Source organism: Pectinatus sottacetonis (genome assembly GCF_015732155.1).
Taxonomy (GTDB): Bacteria; Bacillota; Negativicutes; order Selenomonadales; family Selenomonadaceae; genus Pectinatus; species Pectinatus sottacetonis.
In genome coordinates, this window is sequence record NZ_WIQK01000001.1 from 2,268,670 (window position 1) to 2,291,306 (window position 22,637).

The 22,637-nt window shown below is 36.3% G+C and carries 20 protein-coding genes; 16 read left to right on the forward strand and 4 right to left on the reverse strand.

Annotation, left to right across the window (positions count from 1 at the left end):
- Positions 1 to 47: 47 nt before the first annotated feature.
- The 16 genes from rsmH to I6760_RS10715 all read left to right on the forward strand — a co-directional run bounded on the left by rsmH (position 48) and on the right by I6760_RS10715 (position 17,550).
- On the forward strand, positions 48 to 983 hold the full coding sequence (rsmH, locus tag I6760_RS10640) for a 16S rRNA (cytosine(1402)-N(4))-methyltransferase RsmH (RefSeq protein ID WP_196594403.1): 936 nt from the start codon (positions 48 to 50) through the stop codon (positions 981 to 983).
- 33 nt (positions 984 to 1,016) lie between these two features.
- Entirely contained in the window at positions 1,017 to 1,388 is a 372-nt protein-coding gene (gene ftsL, locus I6760_RS10645) for a cell division protein FtsL (RefSeq protein WP_196594404.1), read from the forward strand.
- Positions 1,389 to 1,483: 95 nt separating this feature from the next.
- Positions 1,484 to 2,986: a UDP-N-acetylmuramoyl-L-alanyl-D-glutamate--2,6-diaminopimelate ligase gene (locus tag I6760_RS10650; RefSeq protein ID WP_196594405.1), complete on the forward strand. Its 1,503-nt coding sequence runs from the start codon at positions 1,484 to 1,486 to the stop codon at positions 2,984 to 2,986.
- On the forward strand, positions 2,987 to 4,360 hold the full coding sequence (locus I6760_RS10655; RefSeq protein WP_196594406.1) for a UDP-N-acetylmuramoyl-tripeptide--D-alanyl-D-alanine ligase: 1,374 nt from the start codon (positions 2,987 to 2,989) through the stop codon (positions 4,358 to 4,360).
- Positions 4,361 to 4,363: 3 nt separating this feature from the next.
- The gene (gene mraY / locus I6760_RS10660; protein ID WP_196594407.1) at positions 4,364 to 5,335 is read left to right on the forward strand and encodes a phospho-N-acetylmuramoyl-pentapeptide-transferase; all 972 of its coding nucleotides are present in this window, start codon (positions 4,364 to 4,366) and stop codon (positions 5,333 to 5,335) included.
- Positions 5,336 to 5,528: 193 nt separating this feature from the next.
- The gene (murG, locus tag I6760_RS10665) at positions 5,529 to 6,635 is read left to right on the forward strand and encodes an undecaprenyldiphospho-muramoylpentapeptide beta-N-acetylglucosaminyltransferase (RefSeq protein WP_196594408.1); all 1,107 of its coding nucleotides are present in this window, start codon (positions 5,529 to 5,531) and stop codon (positions 6,633 to 6,635) included.
- A 126-nt stretch (positions 6,636 to 6,761) separates the two neighbouring features.
- Positions 6,762 to 8,123: a UDP-N-acetylmuramate--L-alanine ligase gene (murC, locus tag I6760_RS10670; RefSeq protein WP_196594409.1), complete on the forward strand. Its 1,362-nt coding sequence runs from the start codon at positions 6,762 to 6,764 to the stop codon at positions 8,121 to 8,123.
- Positions 8,124 to 8,137: 14 nt separating this feature from the next.
- Positions 8,138 to 9,070: a D-alanine--D-alanine ligase family protein gene (locus tag I6760_RS10675; RefSeq protein ID WP_196594410.1), complete on the forward strand. Its 933-nt coding sequence runs from the start codon at positions 8,138 to 8,140 to the stop codon at positions 9,068 to 9,070.
- A 53-nt stretch (positions 9,071 to 9,123) separates the two neighbouring features.
- Positions 9,124 to 9,843 (forward strand): cell division protein FtsQ/DivIB, encoded by a 720-nt coding sequence (locus tag I6760_RS10680; RefSeq protein ID WP_196594411.1) that lies wholly within the window; start codon positions 9,124 to 9,126, stop codon positions 9,841 to 9,843.
- A gap of 15 nt (positions 9,844 to 9,858) precedes the next feature.
- Positions 9,859 to 10,545, forward strand: coding sequence for a DUF881 domain-containing protein (locus tag I6760_RS10685; RefSeq protein WP_196594412.1), 687 nt, complete (start codon positions 9,859 to 9,861; stop codon positions 10,543 to 10,545).
- Positions 10,542 to 10,871: a small basic family protein gene (locus I6760_RS10690; protein ID WP_196594413.1), complete on the forward strand. Its 330-nt coding sequence runs from the start codon at positions 10,542 to 10,544 to the stop codon at positions 10,869 to 10,871. Before I6760_RS10685 ends, I6760_RS10690 begins: the two co-directional genes overlap by 4 nt.
- Before the next feature lie 123 nt (positions 10,872 to 10,994).
- On the forward strand, positions 10,995 to 12,068 hold the full coding sequence (ftsZ, locus tag I6760_RS10695; protein WP_196594414.1) for a cell division protein FtsZ: 1,074 nt from the start codon (positions 10,995 to 10,997) through the stop codon (positions 12,066 to 12,068).
- 127 nt (positions 12,069 to 12,195) lie between these two features.
- Complete coding sequence (locus tag I6760_RS10700; RefSeq protein ID WP_196594415.1) at positions 12,196 to 13,245, forward strand: ABC transporter substrate-binding protein; 1,050 nt, start codon at positions 12,196 to 12,198, stop codon at positions 13,243 to 13,245.
- Between the two features lie 65 nt (positions 13,246 to 13,310).
- On the forward strand, positions 13,311 to 14,651 hold the full coding sequence (rimO, locus tag I6760_RS10705; RefSeq protein ID WP_196594861.1) for a 30S ribosomal protein S12 methylthiotransferase RimO: 1,341 nt from the start codon (positions 13,311 to 13,313) through the stop codon (positions 14,649 to 14,651).
- The gene (locus I6760_RS10710) at positions 14,644 to 15,903 is read left to right on the forward strand and encodes a competence/damage-inducible protein A (RefSeq protein ID WP_330997966.1); all 1,260 of its coding nucleotides are present in this window, start codon (positions 14,644 to 14,646) and stop codon (positions 15,901 to 15,903) included. The genes rimO and I6760_RS10710 overlap by 8 nt, the downstream gene beginning before the upstream one ends.
- Before the next feature lie 60 nt (positions 15,904 to 15,963).
- Positions 15,964 to 17,550 (forward strand): DEAD/DEAH box helicase, encoded by a 1,587-nt coding sequence (locus I6760_RS10715; protein WP_196594863.1) that lies wholly within the window; start codon positions 15,964 to 15,966, stop codon positions 17,548 to 17,550.
- A gap of 93 nt (positions 17,551 to 17,643) precedes the next feature.
- Here the strand turns inward: I6760_RS10715 and glmM are convergent, their stop codons facing one another.
- Genes glmM through cdaA form a run of 4 tightly spaced genes read right to left on the reverse strand, consistent with a single transcriptional unit; the run spans position 17,644 to position 22,413 of the window.
- Entirely contained in the window at positions 17,644 to 18,993 is a 1,350-nt protein-coding gene (gene glmM, locus I6760_RS10720; RefSeq protein WP_196594416.1) for a phosphoglucosamine mutase, read from the reverse strand.
- A 30-nt stretch (positions 18,994 to 19,023) separates the two neighbouring features.
- On the reverse strand, positions 19,024 to 20,646 hold the full coding sequence (locus I6760_RS10725) for an NAD(P)/FAD-dependent oxidoreductase (protein ID WP_196594417.1): 1,623 nt from the start codon (positions 20,644 to 20,646) through the stop codon (positions 19,024 to 19,026).
- Positions 20,647 to 20,659: 13 nt separating this feature from the next.
- Entirely contained in the window at positions 20,660 to 21,592 is a 933-nt protein-coding gene (locus tag I6760_RS10730; protein ID WP_196594418.1) for a CdaR family protein, read from the reverse strand.
- On the reverse strand, positions 21,589 to 22,413 hold the full coding sequence (gene cdaA / locus I6760_RS10735) for a diadenylate cyclase CdaA (RefSeq protein ID WP_196594419.1): 825 nt from the start codon (positions 22,411 to 22,413) through the stop codon (positions 21,589 to 21,591). The genes I6760_RS10730 and cdaA overlap by 4 nt, the downstream gene beginning before the upstream one ends.
- Positions 22,414 to 22,637: the final 224 nt, after the last annotated feature.

Below are 22,637 nucleotides of genomic sequence, written 5' to 3' on the forward strand. Positions count from 1 at the left end.
AACTGGATAATGGATAATGACAGAGGTAGTAAGGAGTGTTCACTTAAGTGGAATTTCATCATATAAGTGTTATGTCTGATGAAGTTATCAATGGTTTAAGGATAAACCCTGATGGTATATATGTCGATTGTACTTTGGGAGGAGCTGGTCATTCATCGCGCATTGCGAAAAAATTAAGTGCAAGGGGAATACTTTTAGGAATAGATCAGGATCAGGAGGCAGTCAAAGCAGCACGGGAACGTTTAGCAAAATATAAATGTAATATTAGAATAGTTCATGATAATTTCAAAAATTTAGCGACTATTTTTAAACAGGAAGGTATTACTGGGATAGATGGCGTTTTGTTTGATTTGGGAGTTTCGTCGCCGCAGATTGATAATGCTGAGAGAGGTTTTTCCTATATGCATAGTGCAGTGTTGGATATGCGTATGGATACTGATGCTGTATTGACAGCTTATGATGTAGTAAATAATTATTCGCGGGAACATTTGACGGAAATATTTAAGACATATGGTGAGGAAAGATGGGCTAAACGCATAGCTTCATTTATAGAAGAAAAACGAAAAGAAGCTCCAATAAAAACCACTGATGAACTGGTAAGGCTGGTTTGTTGCGCTATTCCGGCAGCAGTGAGACGAAAAAGTCAGGGGCATCCGGCAAAAAGGGTATTTCAGGCCATCAGGATTGAAGTTAATAATGAACTTGGCATTTTAAAAGATGCATTTGAATGTGCTGTGGATTATTTAAATCCACAAGGAAGAATTGCAATAATAACTTTTCATTCATTAGAAGACCGTATAGCAAAAACAACTTTAAGATTTATGGCACGAGGCTGTGTTTGCCCGCCGCAATTGCCGGTATGTATTTGCGGGCATAAAAAACAAATCAAACTTTGTGGTAAGGCGGTAAAGCCTTCTATAGAAGAATTAGAGAATAATCCGCGGGCTAGAAGTGCAAAGCTGCGCATAGCGGAAAAATTGTAACACTGTCCAACAGAATAAGTGGAGGAACGGACAATGTCAAAATATTATACATATGGAAATTTAGCAGAAAATACGGCGGAGAAAAGGCATAAAAAACCTGTTCGCGATATCAGACATTACAAAACTAAACAATTAAATACTAAACTACGTTCACAATGTCTGCTGCTAGTTGTTGTGGTGGCAGCAATGGCTATGTTTATAATATTTCGCAATAGTGCTGCAGTAAACCAGGGCTATCAATTAGTTAAGATGAAGTCGGAAGTCGCGTCACTGGAGCAGCAAAATGCGCGACTGCGTTTAGATATTGCTCAGTTAAAATCACCTGAACGCATAAGAAATATTGCTATTAATGAATTAGGAATGGTGCTTCCGCCTAAAATATATTTCGCCAATAAAAATCACTAAACAAACTAAAAAGGGGCTGTTTTTAACAGCTCCTTTTTAGTTTGAAAAATATCTGTTATAATATATTTGTTTTGGAAAAAAGGGAGGTTTTATAGATGGAAAAATCTATAGATAATATATTAAAGAAGTTAGCTAATCCTAAAGTTTTTAATTATAGTGACAAACAAATCAATTCTATTGAATGTGATTCCCGAAAAGTAAAAAAAGGGGCTTTGTTTTTTTGTATCAAAGGAGCAACGGTTGATGGGCATGACTTTGTACCGCAGGCAGTAAAAAATGGTGCTGTTGCCATCATAGCGGAGAAAGACGTTGTAGTACCTGATAATATAATAAAAATCATAGTCAGCAATGTACATGAGGCAATAGAAAAAATAGTTCCGTATTTTTATGACTATCCCGGGAAAAAAATGCGTATGATAGGTGTTACGGGGACTAATGGAAAAACAACTATTACGTATATTATTCGTGCTATTTTACGCAAGGCAGGATATAAAGTCGGGCTGATAGGTACGATAAAAATAATGATAGAGGATAAGGTTATGGCAATTCATAATACAACACCAGATATCATAAAGCTACAGCAGACGTTGTATGATATGGATAAGGCTGGTATGCAGTATGTTGTCATGGAAGTGTCTTCACATGCTCTAGCGTTAAATCGTGTGGCTGGTTGCGAATATGATACAGCTGTATTTACAAATTTAACAAGAGATCATTTGGATTTTCATAAGACTTTTGCAAATTATGCTAAAGCCAAGGCAAAATTGTTTATTTCTCTCACCGCTCAGGATAATATAAAGAATAATAAGACGGCAATAATAAATATAGATGATAAGACAGGTCCTTTCATGCTGGAACATACTAAATGCAGGGTTTTAACTTATGCTGTTGATAAGGCATCAGCAAGTATAAAAGCTTCTAATATTAATATACATGCTAATGGAGCAGATTTCTCAGTGACTTATGAAAATACAACTATCAATTTAAATTTGGGCATTACGGGGCTTTTCAATGTATACAATGTAATGGGAGCTATAGGGGCAGCTTTAGCAGAGAATATTAAACCAGCAGTAATTAAAGAAGCATTGGAAACTTTTCATAGTGTTCCGGGGAGATTTGAACTTGTCAGAGCGGGACAGGATTTTTCGGTTATAGTTGATTATGCCCATACACCAGATGGACTAGAAAATGTATTGAAAACAGCAAAACAGATTGCTAAGAAGCGGATTATAACTGTTTTTGGCTGTGGTGGTGACAGAGATCGTACTAAACGACCTATAATGGGAGAAATTGCCGCAAGATTGTCAGATGTTGTTATTGCCACTTCGGATAATCCCCGCTCGGAAGATCCGGAATTTATATTAGCAGAAGTTGAAAAAGGGGTTATACCGGCATTGCATGGTAATTTTCATGAAAAGATTACTGATAGACGTAAGGCTATATATAGGGCAGTTGAACTGGCAGAAAAAGATGATATTATAATCATAACGGGAAAAGGGCATGAAAACTATCAGATATTGAAAGATGAAACAATACATTTTGATGATAAAGAAGTGGCTGTAGATGCTATAAAAGAAAAAAATAGGGAGGAAAAATAATTGCCTTTTTTTACGCTGGAGCAGTTAAAAAAATGTACAGATTGTAAAGTGTTGTCACAGTCAGCCAATAAATTTTCAGCTATAAGTACTGATACCCGTACTATTAAAAAGGGAATGGTTTTTTTAGCAATAAGGGGAGAAAAGTTTGACGGGCATAATTTTATAAAAAAAGCGATAGAAAAGGGTGCAGCGGGAATAATTATTTCCGAGCGGGAAAAAGCAGAAAATTTTATACAAAATTCTGTTACTATTATGCTGGTAGAAGATACTCTACAGTCATATATTAATATTGCAGGCAGCTGGCGGGATCAGTTTAAAATACCTGTTATTGCTATAACCGGTTCTAATGGTAAAACTACTACTAAGGATTTAGCAGCAGCACTTTTATCAGTAAAATACAATGTACTGAAAACACAAAAGAATTTTAACTCGGAAATTGGCATGGCTTTGACACTGTTATCACTTGAGCAGCAATATCAGGCAGCTGTAATCGAAATAGGCATGCGTGGATTAGGGCAGATAAGGACACTGGCTAAAGCGGCAAAACCGGATATAGGTGTTGTACTGAATATTGGGCAAACACATATGGAACTTCTGGGATCGCAGGAAAATATTGCTAGGGCAAAGGGAGAACTTGTAGAAGCGATAAAGCCAGGTGGAAAAGTTATTTTAAATGCTGATGATAAATATGTTGATTATATGATAAAGAAAAGCCAGGGCAAGGTGATTACGTTTGCTATATATAGTCATGCAGATATCAGGGCAGAAAACATACAGATGCTTGGAAATAATAAAACAAGGTTTGAATGTATAATGCCTAATGGCAGGGTAGAAGTTACGATACCACTTATTGGTATTCATAATGTATATGATGCCTTGGCTGCCATAGCTATTGGCTATGAAATGCACCTTAATGTAGAAGATATACAAAGAGGCTTTGATACTTTTAAGCCATCAGGAATGCGATTTGAAATATTGCAAGTCAATGGATACACATTAATCAATGATGCTTATAATGCCAGCCCGGCATCAATGAAGGCGGCTATAGATAATTTGCTGGTAATGACAGCAAAAAAAAGGATAGTCGTTTTTGGAGATATGAAAGAATTGGGAAGTATAGAGAAAAGTGCGCATAGAGAAATAGGCACTATTTGCGCTAACAAAAATATTAATGTATTGATAACGCTGGGCGAACTGGCACGTTATGCTGGAATTTCAGCAAGGGCAGAAAATATGAAAAATGTATATATGTGTGCTGCACATGAAGAAATAGTGTCAATATTAAATGATATTTTGGAAGAAGGAGATATTGTTTTAATAAAAGGTTCACACAGTATGCATATGGAAAAAATAATAAACTTATTGGAGAAATAATAAATGGAAATAATTGTTTACCCTCTTCTGGCAGCTGTTGTTTCTGCAGCTAGTGTACTTTTTTGCGGGCCAAGGTTAATTCCTAAATTGCATCAGCTAAAATTTGGTCAGAGTATAAGGCAGGAGGGTCCTAAAAGCCATCAGGCAAAGTCGGGAACGCCGACGATGGGTGGAATAATGATAGCTATAGGGATCATTATAGGGACACTTTTGTTTGCCCATTTGAATGTAGAAATAATATTAGCTTTACTTACGATGATGGGATATTTTATGATAGGGTTCATAGATGACTATATAAAAGTTGTTTTGAAGAGAAACTTGGGATTAAGAGCATGGCAGAAATTCCTTGGACAGCTTATAATAGCATCGCTTGTCACTTATATAGGAATACACAGTAATGTGCTTAAGACAATATTATGGATTCCTTTTGTGAATATTGATATAAATATAGGAATGTTTTATTATATACTAGTTTGGCTTGTGTTTGTTGGAACTACTAATGCTGTTAATTTAACTGATGGATTAGATGGCTTAGCAGCGGGAGCAACAGCCGTTGCTTCGTTTGTATATGCTCTTATTTGTATGTATTTTGTTAGATTTGATTTAGCTGTCTTTTGTTTGTCATGTACGGGAGCATTGGTTGCTTTTTTGAAATTTAATAAGCATCCTGCGAAAATCTTTATGGGAGATACGGGTTCATTGGCTATTGGTGGCGTTATTTCAGCGGCTGCTGTTTTAACACAGACTGAGTTACTGCTGGTTGTAGTTGGAGGCCTTTTTGTTATTGAAGCATTGTCTGTCATAATTCAAGTGGTTTCGTATCGTTGTAGACATGGAAAACGAGTATTTTTAATGAGTCCACTGCATCATCATTTTGAATTGAAAGGCTGGCCGGAAGAAAAAGTAGTGAAAAGATTCTGGTTGGTCAGTGTTTTATTTGGTTTGGCAGGATTGGTTATAATGTTATTGAGTTGAATAAAAAAAGTTTTTGTGAGATGTTAAAAGGACAGGAACTTGAATATAGGTTATAATATTAAAAAACAAGAGTGACAAACAGAGGCTGTTTTTTCTGTGCAAGTGCTGATATGAATATTAAAAGGCACATGATAGCCTTTTAATATGGACAATATTTTAAAATAAACAAAAATAGTGAGTAGGTAGTTTTTAAATGAAGTTTATTTTTTCCGGTGGTGGTACGGGTGGACATATTTATCCGGCGATAACGCTTATAGAAACAATCAGAGAAAAATATCCAGAAGCACAGATACTTTATGTAGGAACGAAAAAAGGGCTGGAAGCGGACATTGTACCTAAAGCAGGATTTTCTTTTAAGACAATTGATATTGAGGGATTTGAACGTAGATTTACCCTGCGGAATGTTGTAGTTTTGGGAAAAGCCTTTAAAGGGCTCATAAAAGCTTATAAAATATTAAAAAATTTTTCTCCAGACGCAGTCATAGGTACAGGGGGCTATGTAAGCGGTCCTATATTACTGATGGCAGCGTTGATGAAAATTCCTACATTGATCCAGGATCAGAATGCGATTCCGGGAATTACTAATAAAATTCTGTCTAAGTTTGTAACACAGATAGCGTGTGGTTATCAATCGGCTTGTAAACATTTCCCTCAAGAAAAGACTTTTTTAACAGGAAATCCAATAAGAAGAAATGTCATGCTCTGCAAGCGTGATCAAGCTATAGATGAGTTAAAACTGGCCGCAAATAAAAAAACTATATTAGTAACAGGAGGCAGCAGAGGAGCACGCAAAATTAATAAGGCAATGCTGGAACTTTATCATCACTTTGCTGATAGTGATGATATACAGATATTACATATAACGGGAAAATTGGAATATGAGAGAGTTATGGCAGATTTAAGGATCAGGCATATTGATAGTAAAAAGGCAAAGAATATCTTTATAAAACCATATTTATACGATATGCCACAAGCCCTGGCTGCTGCAGATATAATCATTTCACGGGCGGGAGCTATTGGTCTAGCAGAGATAACTGCCAGGGGAATACCATCTATATTGATACCATATCCTTATGCGGCTGAAAATCATCAGGAATATAATGCCAAGGCATTAGTAGAAGCTGGTGCGGCGGTAATGATATTGAACAAAGATCTCACTGGTAGTAAATTGATACATGTCTTGGATGAATTATTGGCATCTGAAGAAAAAATGGCTGATATGCGGTGTAAAAGCAAAAAAATGGGATATCCAAATGCAGCAGGAGATATAGCAAAAATGATTTTATCCATTGTAAAATAGACCGGGGCTATTATAAAAAATAATGAATGACTGATTCGGGAATAAGCAGTAAAGTTATAAATGTTTGTGGTCTAAGATCCATGTTGTGTAAGTAATTATTTTAATTTGTGGCAGGAGGAAATTTTTTTGCTGGAAAATATTAAAAAAGTTCATTTTGTCGGCATAGGTGGAGTTGGTATGAGTGCTATTGCTGATGTATTATGGGAAAAAGGTTATAAAGTATCAGGCTCGGACTTAAATTCAAGTGATATTGTGACAAATTTAGCTCAAAAAGGTATAAAAATATATAAAAATCATGCTGAGGAAAATATAAGGGATAGTGATATAGTAGTCATTTCTTCAGCAATTTCCCGGGATAATCCAGAAGTCGCAGCAGCTATTAGACAAAATATAAAAGTATGTCATCGTTCTGATATACTGGCGGCATTATTGAATTCAGCAAAGGGGATTGCTGTTGCTGGCTCACATGGAAAAACAACGACATCGTCTATGCTTAGTGTGGTTTTGGATAATGCAGGGATTGATCCCACGGTTTTGATTGGTGGGGTAGTAGATTATTTCCACGGAAATGCTCGTTTGGGTAAAAGTGAATATGTAATTGCTGAAGCGGATGAAAGCGATGGGTCTTTTTTAAAATTTTTTCCGTATATAGCTGTAGTTACGAATATTGAAGATGATCATATGGATCATTATGGTACTATGGAAAATATTATAAAGGCATTTGACCAGTTTGTAGGTCAGGTTACAGAAGGAGGCACAGCTGTTTTGTGTCTTGACCATGAAAATGTTCGCACAATAGCTAATTGTACCAAAAAAAATTATATTTCCTATGCTATAGATAATGATGCTGATTATAGAGCTGTTAATATAAATATGTCAAAACATAGGACAGCATTTGATGTTATTTATAAAAATGATAATATTGGACACATTGAACTTAATATACCGGGGCGGCATAATATTTTAGATGCGCTGGCTGCGATTGCTGTATGCCGATTTTTGGGAGTATCTTTTGCAAAGATAGCAGCTGGCTTTATGTTATTTCATGGGGCAAAACGGCGTTTTCAGACGAAAAAGAAAAATGAAAATTATTGGATCGTTGATGATTATGGGCATCATCCTACTGAAATAAGGACAACGTTAGAAGCAGCAAAACAGACAATGCCTAAAAGACTCATATGTATTTTTCAGCCGCATCGTTATAGCCGGACAAAGCTTTTGGCAAGGGAATTTGGCAATTGTTTTAAAAAGGCAGATATTTTGATTTGTACTGATATATATCCGGCAGGCGAAAAACCATTGCCTGGTATCAGCGGCAGGACAATTTTGTCTGAAGTGGAAAAAAATGGTCAAAAGGCCATATATATAGAAGATATGAATAAAATTGCAGCTTATGTAAAAGGAATAATGAAACCGGGAGATCTTATTATAACAATGGGGGCAGGAAATATTTTCCTTTGCGGTGAACAGATTGCTGAAATGATATAAATATGGAGGATAAGATGAAATATAATAAAATTGCCGTCGTTATGGGCGGCCCGTCTTCAGAGGCAGTAATATCACGACAAACGGCAAAGGAAGTAATAGATGCCTTGAGAAGTATAGGCCATGAAGTGGTTCCTTTGGAACTGAACCCGCAGACAATAGTAAATGATGTGAAAAACAGCGGCTGTGATGCTGTGTTCAATGCTGTACATGGTAAATATGGAGAAGATGGTATTCTCTACGCAGTTATGCAGATGATCAATATGCCATGCACAGGATCAAATGTATTGGCAAGTGCAGTAACGATGAATAAGGCTGTTAGCAAAAGACTTTTTCTGGCAGCGGGAATCAGTACCCCGAAAACGTTGTTTTTTAAAAAAGATGATTTGACTGATCTTGATATTAAAGAACAGGTCATGGCAGAATTTGATTTTCCGCTGGTAGTGAAGTCAGTTGACCAGGGTTCAAGCATAGGTGTGGTAATTGTAAAAAACGATAATGAACTCGAAAAAGGAATAAATGAAGCATTTAAATACAGTCGGGAAATAATTATTGAGGAATTTATAAATGGCCGTGAACTTACTGTAGCTGTTTATGGGAATAAAGAAAAAAAAGTTATGCCTATTATAGAAATAAAAACTAATAATGGTGTATATGATTATCATAATAAATATACGGCTGGATGTTCTGAACATGTTATTCCTGCACCATTGGCAAAAGAAATAGCCGAAAAAGTAAAAGAAATATCGATAGACGCTTGTAATGTTACGGAATGTAGTGGGGTAGCAAGAGTTGATATTATGCTCAGTGAGGATAATATACCATATGTGCTGGAAATAAATACGGTACCAGGATTGACAAGGACTTCATTAGTTCCAGATACGGCAAAGCATATGGGTATTAAATTTGCTGATCTATGTGAAATGATGTTGGATATGATTGAAGAATAACCGTTATGTTTATTGCCGCGTTGAGGGGGACAGGCTGATGTCTGTATATGATAATGAGAAAAAGAATTTCTAGACGATATGTTATTAAGGGTGTTTTACTTATTTTATTACTATCAGGGTTGATATTTTTTATAAAATCACCTCTATTAGCTGTTAGCAATATAGTAGTAGAGGGAAATTCTTTTTTAAATAAGGATCAGATATGCAATATAGCAGGTATAGGAGAACCACTTAACATTTTTAATATTCATACTGATTTGTTACAGAATCGTCTGGAACAAGATTTGCGAATAAAAAAAGCTGCTGTAAGAAGGATCTTTCCCAATACGCTTTTGATCAAGATAGAAGAACGACAGCCTTGGGCAATTTTACATTGTGACTTTGGTTACGTTGATATAAGTGCAGACGGGGTAATTCTTGATGCATATAAAAACTTAAAGACAATGAAATATCCAATGATAACAGGACCAATCTTGCATGATGTATACATTGGTGATAAAATAAACGACACAAATATACTAAGGGCAGTATCGTATCTTGCGGCTATGGATGATACTGCCAGAGTACAAATATCGGAGATTAATTTGTCAATGGATAAGCAAATTGTTGCCTATACTAATACAGGAGTACAGATAAGGCTGGGAGATTTGTCTGCACCTGTACAAAAAGCTGCTAGGACAATGACTTTTTTACGGGATTTGAAGGGAATAAAAAGACCAATTAAGTATGTTGATTTTAGTTATGCAGCACCTGTATTTAAGTTTAAATCCTAAACTGAGGAGAATAGCATGTTATCATTTAAGCATTGTAAAATATCAATCATATTGGCGTGTTTTATTTTAGGCTTTATGCTGGCAGTACAATTTCATTCTACGCAGAATAGTTTGAAGTATTCAACACAGTATCAGCGTATGAGTGATCTGTCACAACGATTGCTGGAAACTGAAAGGGAAAGAGATGCTTTAAAAGAACAAATTAAGGATCATGCAATAACAGCTGCTCCTGCATTATCTAAAGCAGAAATTATTGAATCAGGAGCCTCTGCTGTAAAAGGACCAGGAGTTGTTGTTACAGTTGTGGACAGCGATAAAAAAGCCCTTGCAGATGAAAATGTAAATTTATATGTAGTCCATGATGAAGATATGCTGCGAATAGTTAATGAACTGCGTGCGGCGGGTGCAGAAGCTATTTCTATAAATGGACAGAGAATGGTTGCCACTACAGAAATAAGATGCGCTGGGCCAACGATTTCTGTTAATAACGAACGGTCAGCTCCGCCTTTTGAAATAAAAGCGATAGGTGATGCTGAAACTATGGAAAATGCTCTTAAAATGCGTGGCGGTGTTATTGAAACTCTCGGAGTATGGGGCATTAAAATCAATGTGGAAAAGAAGGGGTATATAACAATACCTGCGTATAATAGAATTAGTAGTTTTAAATATGCTGTGGCAGTGAAGAAGGGCGAAGATAAATGATTTTTGCTATTATAAGTCTAGTTGCAGGTGCACTTGTTGGGTACTTTTGTAATATAACTATACCAGTTGAATACAGTAAGTTGTTTTCTGTGGCATTATTAGCGGGATTTGATGCCGTGTTTGGCGGACTGAAAGCTATTTCACTCAGAACTTTTGATAATGTGAATTTTTTATCAGGCTTTTTTGCAAATGCATTACTGGCAGTGTTATTAGTTTATGTTGGTGATAATTTGTCAATAGATTTATATTATGTGGCATTACTGGCTTTTGGTTTGAGAATTTTTAAAAATTTATCGTATTTGCGCCACTGGTTGATAAAAAAATAATACTATAATAATGTAAATTAAGATGGATTATTTACTTTTTATGTTATATAATATACATATTAAACTTGACTATTTACATGTCGACAGCGGCAGTTTATATGGAATATATGGAGGTTGCTTCTAGTGTTTGAATTAGATATGGATGTTGATCAATTCGCCAAGATAAAAGTAATTGGCGTTGGCGGCGGTGGTAATAACGCCGTGAACCGCATGATTGAATCAGGACTTAAGGGTGTTGATTTTATAGCGGTTAATACCGATGCACAAGCTTTATTAAATGCCAAAGCACAAAACCGTATTCAAATAGGAGAAAAACTGACACGAGGATTGGGTGCAGGGGCAAAGCCGGAAATTGGTGAAAAAGCTGCAGAAGAAAGTCGTGAAGAGTTATTAGGAGCACTTCGCGGGGCTGATATGATTTTTGTAACAGCTGGTATGGGTGGTGGCACGGGAACAGGTGCAGCACCTATAGTTGCTGAATGTGCTAGAGAAATAGGGGCTTTAACAGTTGGGGTTGTTACTAAACCTTTTACATTTGAAGGACGCAAGCGTTTTAAACAGGCCGAGGCAGGGATAGTCAATTTAAAAACTAATGTTGATACATTGATTACTATTCCTAATGATCGTCTGCTTGATGTTGTAGATAAAAAAACTTCAATGATGGATGCTTTTCGTATAGCCGATGATGTATTGCGTCAGGGTGTACAAGGAATATCTGATTTAATTGCTATTCCGGGATTGATAAATCTTGATTTTGCTGATGTGAAATCAGTAATGAACAATGCTGGTTCAGCTTTAATGGGAATTGGGGATTCATCAGGTGAGAATGCGGCAGTCGATGCAGCACGTGCAGCGGTAAACAGTCCTTTGTTAGAAACATCCATTCAAGGCGCAAGAGGAGTACTGCTTAATATAACTGGTGGGTCTAATTTGAGCTTATTTCAAGTAAATGAAGCTTCTGCGATAATTTCGGAAGCTGCACATGAAGATGCCAATATTATCTTTGGTGCAGCAATAGACGAGAATATGGAAGATAAAGTGCGGGTTACAGTTATTGCAACTGGATTTGATGATAGTACGGTCACAGTAGAAATGAACGGTAAAAAAATGGATGTAAATACAGTTACACATAAAATTGATGATTTTAAACTGGATAGAGACATTCCGGATATTCCCATTTGGATGAGGAAAAAATAGTAAACGGGAAAAAGCAATCGTTGCTTTCGCAATGGTTGCTTATTTTTTATAAGATGTTATACTTTAATATGAAGTAAGTTTCGTCAGAATTCAATAATTGTTTGTATGTGGTCTAAGGAGGCTGTTTATGCGGCGCTATGTACCGCTGATTTTTATTGTATGCAGTATTTTATTGATTTTGGTATCGATAAATACTTATTGGGTTTATCATACTGCAACTAATAACAATCAACAGATTACTACTATACCGAGAAGTAAAATAACAGTTTATTCTACATTACCTGCACCAATAGCAGCAGCTATTGCCGCTGATTACGAGAAATTTAACAGGGTAAAGGTAAATTTTGTTTTATTGTCAAGAAAAGCATTAATAGATAAAATTAAAAGCAAAGCAAAACCTTTGAATGGTCAGGCAGATATAATACTGGCAAGTGAAAACGTTTTAAAACAAGCAGTTCCGGAAAATATATTGTCAGCTGTTTCTTCAGAACAGGAAGACATAATAGCTGGTGAATTTAAGGATAAAAATAATTTGTGGACGGGTATATGGTATGATCCCATTATTTTTTGTGCAAATAGAGATTTTCTACAAGGAACATCTGATATTCCGCGGACATGGCAGGAGCTGGCAGCAAGCAAAAATGTCCGTATAGGAATAACTGATTTTTTGGCATCTGATACATCAGCAAATTTGTTTTATGCGCTTATTGATCATTATGGTGAGGATAAAGCTTTTTTTATTTTACGTGAATTACATCCACATATAGTTCAGTATGCGAAATATTTGTCCACACCGGTACGGATGGCAGGCATGGGTGAAGTAGATATATCTATTGCAGTGCAGAGTGAGGCAATAAAATATTTGAATAACGATTATCCACTGATAATAGTTTATCCAGAGGATGGTACATACAGACAGCTTACCGGTGCAGCTTTGTTGAGAAATGCACCTAATAGGACAGAGGCAAAGCGTTTTTTAAAATGGCTTTTAGGTGATGATGTGCAGATCTGCCTGCAGAAAAATGGCTTTTTTTTCATACCAACAAATTATTCAACGTTGACTTATAAAACATTTGCGGTAAAAAATCTTACCTTGTTTAGTGATAAACAGTCTTTAGATGATGAGCAGAAAGCTTTATTACTTGATAGATGGGTAAAAACTATACGTTTGCAGTAATGCGCGTAGTGCAATGTGTAAATATTAACTTACTTTAGTACATTTTATTTTGGAGGAACTAAATGCTGAAAGCAGGATTTGTAAGCTTGGGATGTTCTAAAAATCGTGTTGATACAGAGGTAATGCTGGGAATTTTAGCAGAAAATAAGATAGAGATCACAGCTGAGCCAGCCGATGCAGATATATTAATAGTGAATACCTGTAGTTTCATTGAATCGGCAAGAGAAGAATCGGTTACGACTATTTTAGATATGGCAGAATATAAGAATAAGGGTAACTGTCGTTCTTTGATCATAGCCGGGTGTCTGGGGCAACGCTATGGACAGACACTGCTTGATGAAATACCGGAAGCCGATGCTGTTGTGGGAACAGGAGCATGGGATAGGATAATTGAGGCTGTTAATACTACATTATCTGGTAAAAGAATAGTTATTACGGGAAAATCAGAAAATATATATCATCAGGATACGCCGCGTATTATAACTACACCCTCGTTCAGCACATATGTCAAGATAGCAGAAGGCTGTAATCATCGTTGTGCATTTTGTTCAATACCGCTTGTAAGAGGAAACTATCGCAGCCGCAGTATCGAGGATATAAAGGAAGAAGTAGCCCATTTAGTAAAAGATGGTGTAAAAGAAGTGAATCTGGTAGCGCAAGATACTACTAACTATGGTTCTGATTTATATGGAAAAGCTAGTCTGGCTAAATTACTGCGTGAACTTGTTAAAATAAAAGATTTATCATGGCTCAGGGTGCAATATACATATCCGCATTCTTTTAATGATGAACTGATAGATGTTATGGCTTCGGAAGAAAAGATCTGCAAGTATGCGGATATTCCCTTGCAGCATGCCCATAATGCTGTTTTAAAAAGTATGCGCCGCAGTGATACAACAGAATATATAGAAGATGTAATAGGCAAGATAAGGGATCGTATTCCAGGAGTATCATTACGTACAACATTTATTGTAGGGTTTCCGGGAGAAACTGATTCGCAATATCATACGCTGCGAAGTTTTGTTGAAAAATATAGATTTGATAAAGTGGGGGTTTTCACTTTTTCTAAAGAGGAAAATACACCTGCTTTTGATATGCCTAATCAGATACCGGAAAATATAATGCAGGAACGTTATCATGATCTTATGAGTGTTCAAAGTAAGATATCAGAAGAAATAAATAAAGAATTGGAAGATAAGGTAATGGATGTCCTTATTGAAGGGCGTGATACGGATCAGTCAGATGTTGCTTATGGCAGAAGCTATCGCGAAGCACCGGACGTGGACGGACAAATATATGTAGAAAATGATAAGGACAGTAAACCGGGTGATATTGTAAAAGTAAGGATACAGCAAGGGTTTGCATATGATCTAGTTGGTGAAAAATTGAAGGGAAAAGGTGAATAAAGTGCGCGTGGAGCTGATTACTACAGGCAGTGAACTTTTGCTGGGACAAATCGTTAATACTAACAGCGCCTATATGGCGTCAAAATTAAATGATGTTGGTTTTGACGTTATATATCAGACTACTGTGGGGGATAATCATGACCGCATGAAAGAAGTTATAGAAAATGCTTTAGCCAGAGTTGATATTGTGATTACGACTGGAGGATTGGGGCCTACTCAGGGTGATATAACAAAATATGTCAGTGCCGAAATTACCGGACATGAAATGGTTGACCATAAAGAAAGCCATATTCATATGGATGAACATTTTGCTGCACGAAACATAAAAATGACGCCTAATAATTTACGTCAGGTACTTGTTCCGGAAGGGGCTCATGTTCTTTTGAATCATAATGGAATAGCGCCGGGAATAGTGCAGGAATATAATGGTAAACTGCTTATAAATCTTCCTGGACCACCACGGGAAATGAAAGAAATGTTTGAAAATGAACTGAAACCGTTTTTACAAAAAAAAGTAGGTTTTAAACATGTAATTCATTCGAGGGTGTTAAATACTTTTGATATTGGAGAATCTCTGTTAGAAACTAAAATAAGTGATCTTATACTAAGGCAGAAAAATCCGACGCTGGCTCTTTTGGTTCGTAACAGTGGAGTAATTATAAGAATTACTGCTAAGGGAAATGATTTTTCCGAAACTGAAAAGTTAATAATACCTTTGGAAAAAGAGATATATTCTCGTGTTGGCAAGTATATTTATGCTAAAGATGATGAACCTATGGAAGATGTAGTAGGTCATTTATTGAAGAAGGAAAATTTAACAATATCATGTGCAGAATCTTGTACAGGAGGTCTTTTGACGAGCAGACTTACTGATATTGTGGGAAGTTCACAGTATGTTAAAGGCAGCATAATTTCTTATTCCAATGAGGTTAAAATGAAACAGTTGCATGTGCCAGAAACTATTTTGGCTGATAAAGGTGCTGTGAGCCTAGAAACAGCAAAGTTTATGGCTGACGGTGTTGCTAAAAGCTTAAATACAGATATAGGTGTCAGTATCACAGGGATCGCCGGTCCTAATGGAGGAAGTGTAGCTAAACCAGTGGGGCTTGTATATATTGCTGTATCGGGGAAAAAAGGAACATATGTTACTAAAAATTTGTTTTCAGGTAAGAGAAATGAAATTAAATATCGTTCTACCCAAAAAGCATTAAATATGGTACGATTATATCTAACAGATAGAATTACCATGTAAAATAATATGAATATTAATTTTATGTAAATAAAGCAGGAGGATTTATATTTGAAAAATGAAATGCAGGCATTTGGCAATCTTGAATTAAGCAAGAAAGTTGCTAATGCATTAAGGGATATGGGATTTGAAGAACCATCTCCTATTCAAAGTCAGACCATTCCATTAGTAATGGAAGGCAGGGACGTTTTAGGACAAGCACAGACAGGCACGGGTAAAACAGCTGCTTTCGGTATTCCAACTATAGAAAAGATAGATGAAGGCAACAAGTATATACAGGCACTTGTAATTGCGCCCACAAGAGAACTTGCTATTCAGGTAGCGGAAGAATTAAATAAAATCGGTAAATATAAAAAGATAAAAACACTGCCAATATATGGTGGTCAGATGATTGAACGTCAGATCAGGGCACTTAAAAATGGGATAAAAATTATAGTAGGTACACCGGGACGTTTACTAGATCATATTAAAAGAAAAACAATAAAACTAGATCATATTCAAACTCTTGTTTTGGATGAAGCAGATGAAATGCTTGATATGGGATTTGTTGATGATATAAAATCAATTATGTCTCATATACCTAAGGAAAACAGGCAAACATTGTTATTTTCGGCAACTATGCCTGCTCCTATTGAAAAATTAGCACAGGGGTATATGAAAAATCCTAAAAAAGTTTTGATAAGCCGGGAACATTTAACTGTTCCGCTTATTGATCAGATTTATTATGAAACACGTGATAAATTTGATGGATTATGCCGTGTTTTAGATGTTGAGGGAACGGGTAAATTTATTATTTTTTGTCGTACAAAAAAGGGTGTTGATGATTTAATTGCCTCACTCGATGCAAGAGGTTATATGGCAGGTGGGTTACATGGCGATATGAATCAGGCTCAACGACAGCGGGTAATGAAAAAATTCCGTGATGGTAAATTGGATATCCTCATAGCTACTGATGTGGCAGCACGAGGAATAGATATAGATGATATAACACATGTTATTAATTTTGATATACCACAGGATCATGAATCATATGTTCACCGTATTGGAAGAACTGGCCGTGCGGGGAGAAGCGGTATAGCAATAACTTTTATTGAACCACGTGAATATCGTCAGCTTCGCCTTATTGAAAAACTTATTAAGCATCGCATGATACGCGGGCAACTGCCAACATCAGCAGATGTATTAGAATTACAGAAAGAGTCTATTAAGGAAAAACTTGTTAAAATTTTGCAGGCTAATAATTATGCGGATTATCATATGATAGTTTCTGATTTAGTGGCAGATAATTATGAGTCGCTTGATATTGCAGCAGCAGCAGTAAAATTATCCGTGGAAGGCTTAAAAAATAAAGATAAATCAGATGATGATAATTTAGAAGAAAAGTTTAATAACAGCGGTGGAGCGCCTGGTATGGTAAGACTTTTTATCAACATAGGCAGGCAGCAGAAAATCCGTCCGGAAGATATTGTCCGTTTTATAGCTACTGAGGCTGATATTCCGGGTAATATCATTGGAGTTATAAATATATATGATAAATTTACTTTTGTCGAAGTTCCTCATAGTGTAGCGGAACGTGTTATATCAGTAATGCATAGAAATACTTTAAAAGGTTATAAAATAAACGTAGAGCCAGCAAGAAGTCGCAACTGATTATTATGTTGCGTAAAGTATCAATTTTGTTGATAAAAATCCCCATTATAGATTAGTTTCTATAATGGGGATTTTTAATAAAATATTTACATTTTATCCCTGTGCCTGTTTGATGATTTTGCCTATTGCCTTACAAATTGTTTCTAGTTGTGACTGGTCAGGACCTTCAGCCATTATACGTATTAACGGTTCCGTGCCGGAAGGACGAACAAGGATGCGTCCGTCATTGCCAAGATCATGTTCGCCTTCTTTTATAGCTGCCTTTATGGATTTGTTATTCTGCCAACCGTCTTTTGTCTGTACTTTGACATTGATAAGCAGTTGGGGATAACTGATCATTGCATCAACTATAGTAGATGCCTTGAGTTTATTATTTATCATATAGGATAGTACCTGCAGAGCAGTAATAAGCCCATCTCCTGTTGTGGCAAAATCGCTGAAAATAACATGACCGGATTGCTCGCCGCCTAAATTGTAATCATTCTGCAGCATGTTTTCCAAAACATATCTGTCACCAACAGCTGTTACTTCTACTTTACAGCCATTTTCTTTTAATATTTTATGAAAGCCGATATTAGCCATTACGGTTGATACTACTGTATCTTTTTTTAATGTGCCTTGCTTTTTCATAGCTAAAGCGCAGGCGGCAATTATATGGTCACCATCAATGATACGACCTTTTTCATCAACACACAAACAACGGTCAGCATCACCATCGTGGGCGATGCCAATATCTGCTTTGTGCATGAGAACTTCTTTTTGTAAACCTGATAAATGGGTAGAACCACAATTATCATTGATATTAATACCATCAGGGCTATCATTTAAAACGATTAGGTTAGCTCCTAATTCACGTAATACAGCTGGCATAGCCTCATAAGCAGCCCCATTAGCACAGTCTAAAACGATCTTTAATCCTGTGAGTTTAGTGGTACAGGTTGATAATACATAATCAATGTACTCATGTACTAAGTCATGACGGTATTCTATGGTGCCAATTTCTTTGCCAGCAGCACGGGGATAGGTGTCGTTTTCAGTAATTTTATTAACTATTTCTGTTAGGTCATCCTCTACTTTATCGGCTAATTTATAGCCATCACCACCGAAGAATTTAATACCATTATCATGAAAGGGATTATGTGAGGCGGAAATGACTATACCGGCATTTCCATTATGTTTTTTAGTTAAATAAGCAATTGCTGGCGTGGGGATGATGCCAGTTATAATTACATTACCACCGGCAGAACAGATCCCTGCTGCCAATGCAGCTTCAAACATGGCACCAGAAATTCTTGTATCTCGCCCAATTAATATTTTGCAGTTATTAGTATTATTTTTACCAAAGTATAAGGCAGCAGCTCGGCCTAGTTTATAGGCGAGTTCTGTACTCAGTTCTTTATTTGCCTCACCACGTACACCATCAGTTCCAAAAAGTCTAGTCATTAAAGAAATCTCTCCTCAAAAATAGTTTTATTAAATAGTTTGGTTTTTGCGAATGTAGCTTAAGGCCGCGTTCATTCCATCAATGGCAGCACTCATTATACCACCGGCGTAACCGGCTCCCTCACCTATAGGATATAAACCAAATGTATTTGAAGACATAGAAGTATCTTTTTCGCGCAGAATACGGCATGGTGCAGAAGATCTCATTTCAAGGCCGGTCATTACAGCGTTTTTAGCAGCAAATCCGGGAAGCTTTTTATCAAAATTTATTAAGGCCGCTTCTAATGATAACGCGATATTTTGCGGCAGACAGTTATGCAGGTCAAGTAGTGTCACACCTGGTTTATAAGTAGGCTCAGTTAAAAAATTATCATGACCATGCGTATGATTAAGAAAATCTCCTACAGTCTGTGCCGGAGCAAAATAATTTTTACCGGCTAATTTGAAGGCTAAATTTTCATAATGTCGCTGAAATTTAATGCCATCTAAAATATTATTGCCAAATTCTTGAGGGCCTATTGGTGATAATAAGGCACTATTAGCAATGCCTGAATTGCGCGAGTAATAGCTCATGCCATTTGTAGTTATGCTATTTTTTTCTGAAGCGGCAGCAATTACTTTTCCTCCCGGACACATACAAAATGAATAACAAGATAATCCTCGGTTTTTGTCCTGAAATGTCAGGTTATAATCAGCGACCGGCAATAGAGTATTCCCTGCGTCAGGTCCATATTGAGCATTATCTATAAATGCCTGAGGGTGTTCAATGCGCACTCCAATGGCAAATGGTTTTGCTTGCATTGCAACTTTATGTCTAAACAACATTTCATAGGTATCTCTGGCACTATGCCCAATACCTAAAAATAATGTGTTGCAAGGCAACACTTCCTTATCAGTAATGGTAATTTTTTGTAAATTACCATTACTGACTGTTAGATCTGTCAATTGGTGAGAAAAAAATATTTTCCCACCAAGGGAAAGTATTTTATCACGTATGTTTTTTACAACTATATGAAGTATGTCAGTACCTATATGGGGTTTGTGCAGATATTTTATTTCTGCTGGAGCACCGGCTGCAACAAAATCAGTGAGAATCTGCTGCATTTTTGGATCGTGGATTCTGGTAGTTAATTTTCCATCGGAAAAAGCACCGGCACCTCCTTCACCGAATTGAACATTAGATGATGTATTTAAGGTTCCCGACTGCCAAAACGTTTTAATGTCTTTACAACGAGATGTTATCTCACGACCGCGTTCTAATATGATGGGTTTATAACCATAACGGCAAAGTGTAAGGGCACAAAACATGCCGGCAGGGCCAAAACCAACGACTACAGGTACAGGGGAAACAGCGGTCCTGGCTGAAATATCTGCCGGTAAATGTTTAATGGGACGGGTGGAAATAATTTCCCGATTTTTATCTTTGGGAAGTTTTTTTAAGATTTTTTTTTCCGAAATATTATTTTTAATTTTGATATCAAGCGTATATACATTATATATAGGTGCATTTTTGTAACGACGGGCATCAATTGCTTTACGGATAATAGTTACACATTCTATCAGATCGGGTGATAAATTCAAGGTCTTACCAGACAGTTCTTTTAAAGACATTTTGGTATTAAAAGGGACATTTAAATTTTTTATGCGGATCAAGTTAGCAGGCACCTCAATTTTTGTCAGTTTTTTTAGGGGAAATTTTTATATCAACAGTAACTGTGTCATTGGAAACTGTAATTCCCTCGGGGATAGCAATTTTTACAGCTTTTTTCTGGGAAGAACTAATGTCTTTTAAAGAGATACTTTCTGTATCAAGAAAATTAACTGTACTGATGACTTTGGGATCACCGGTTATTTCCACTTTATCAGGATAGGCTTTAAGAGCATCCAATACATAACGATCAGGTAGATCTGAGCCGGCAATAGGTTTGATAGTAACTACTTTACGAGTAAGTCCACGAGCCAGGGAAATGTCAGCATTGACTGTGGGGGTGAGCAATGTAACATCAGACACTTCCTTATTATTGCTGTTGATAGCACGTAGGGGAACGATTACTTTGAAGTCTTCTTTGTTGTTGTCAAGACCTATATAACCTACTGCACGCCGAATGTTGTTTATTTCGGGCCGTGGACCTTTTACGACTATAGTGTCCGCAGATTGCTTGACTTTTGCAACAACCATACCATTTGCGGGTTGTCCTGATAATATCAAATCCACAGGGATACTTTTTTCTATTATTTTGTTTAAGGTGAAGCTGACTTTTAAAGGGGTTGAAGATAAAAGTTCAAATCCTTTTGGTATTTGTATGTGAACAGGTAATGCCTCGGTGCCTTCTTTGGCATTTTTTAGGTCTACGTATGCTTTGAAATCAGAACTATTAATAGAGGCAAATAACGAGCGTGGAGCTTTTACCTTTAAATTAATTTTATCGTTATTGTGCAGTATCTGGTAATCGCCGGGAGCATTTATAACGCTGAGATCAATGGTTATAGAACTTGTTATAGAAGGGTTTTGCTCATTCATAACATAAAGCCATAATCCCAAGGCGAGAAATAAAGAAATACATTTTAAGATTAGATTATGTTTAAACAATTTTATCATTTTTTACCGTTCCTCCAGTTTTTGATAAAATCTCTGAAAACGGATGATTTTTGTGAAAACAATGGTATTAAATATTGTTTAAGCTGATCAGAGTCAAGATGACGGTAAATCCTTCCATGTTCAGCAACAGATATGGTTCCTGTTTCCTCACTTACTACTACTATAACAGCATCACATTGCTCGGAAAGACCAATGGCAGCGCGATGGCGTGTTCCTAATTCTGTACTTAAAGTCCTATCATCAGTAAGTGGAAGAAGACATGCAGAAGCAATTATTCTTTTGCCGCGAATTATTGTGGCACCATCATGGAGAGGAGTATTGGGAATGAAAATGTTCATTAATAATTCTGATGAAACTATGCCATCGATAAAGATACCGTTTGATGATATATCATCAAGTCCCATTTCTCGTTCAATTACAAGCAGCGCCCCAATTTTTTTTTGCGACATACGCATTATGGCAGAATCAATTTCACTAACTAGCCCACGAGCTTCCTGGACATCAAGCAGTGTCGAACGAACAAATAAACGTCCCTGTCCTATATGTTCAAGAGCACGGCGCAGTTCTGGTTGAAAGACAATTGGGAGAGCAACAAACAATAGTGTTACAGTTTTCTGGAGCAGCCAATAGATGACATGCAGACCAAGCCAGTCACTGACCATTGTTAATATTAGTAATACTATAATTCCCTTGACTAATGTTATAGCACGGGTATTGTTAAGCATTTCATATAATTTGTATAAAATAATTGCGACAATTATTATGTCAATTATATCAAGAACTCCAATAGTAGATAATAATCCTTTTATTTCTATTAACATTGCATAATTCTCCTAAACAAAATATATATTAATTATTCGTGATTTTATTTATAATATCCTTGCTGTTTCCTTATTTTTTATAATATGATTGAATTTACTATATAAAATAAAGTCATAAAATTAATTATAAAACAATTCAGCTTATAAATAAACTTTATTTTTACAATTCATGTTGATTTGATATATAATATTAGCATCAGTGTTTCTATGTATAGAATAAAATT

Excerpts from the sequence above, each read along its gene's own strand:
- I6760_RS10650 (WP_196594405.1), top strand. The coding sequence starts at position 1,484 with ATGGAAAAATCTATAGATAATATATTAAAGAAGTTAGCTAATCCTAAA.
- I6760_RS10685 (WP_196594412.1), top strand. The coding sequence starts at position 9,859 with ATGTTATCATTTAAGCATTGTAAAATATCAATCATATTGGCGTGTTTT.
- murG (WP_196594408.1), top strand. The coding sequence starts at position 5,529 with ATGAAGTTTATTTTTTCCGGTGGTGGTACGGGTGGACATATTTATCCG.
- I6760_RS10675 (WP_196594410.1), top strand. The coding sequence starts at position 8,138 with ATGAAATATAATAAAATTGCCGTCGTTATGGGCGGCCCGTCTTCAGAG.
- cdaA (WP_196594419.1), bottom strand. The coding sequence starts at position 22,413 with ATGTTAATAGAAATAAAAGGATTATTATCTACTATTGGAGTTCTTGAT.
- I6760_RS10680 (WP_196594411.1), top strand. The coding sequence starts at position 9,124 with ATGAGAAAAAGAATTTCTAGACGATATGTTATTAAGGGTGTTTTACTT.
- I6760_RS10730 (WP_196594418.1), bottom strand. The coding sequence starts at position 21,592 with ATGATAAAATTGTTTAAACATAATCTAATCTTAAAATGTATTTCTTTA.
- mraY (WP_196594407.1), top strand. The coding sequence starts at position 4,364 with ATGGAAATAATTGTTTACCCTCTTCTGGCAGCTGTTGTTTCTGCAGCT.
- ftsL (WP_196594404.1), top strand. The coding sequence starts at position 1,017 with ATGTCAAAATATTATACATATGGAAATTTAGCAGAAAATACGGCGGAG.
- I6760_RS10700 (WP_196594415.1), top strand. The coding sequence starts at position 12,196 with ATGCGGCGCTATGTACCGCTGATTTTTATTGTATGCAGTATTTTATTG.
- I6760_RS10690 (WP_196594413.1), top strand. The coding sequence starts at position 10,542 with ATGATTTTTGCTATTATAAGTCTAGTTGCAGGTGCACTTGTTGGGTAC.
- glmM (WP_196594416.1), bottom strand. The coding sequence starts at position 18,993 with ATGACTAGACTTTTTGGAACTGATGGTGTACGTGGTGAGGCAAATAAA.
- I6760_RS10715 (WP_196594863.1), top strand. The coding sequence starts at position 15,964 with ATGCAGGCATTTGGCAATCTTGAATTAAGCAAGAAAGTTGCTAATGCA.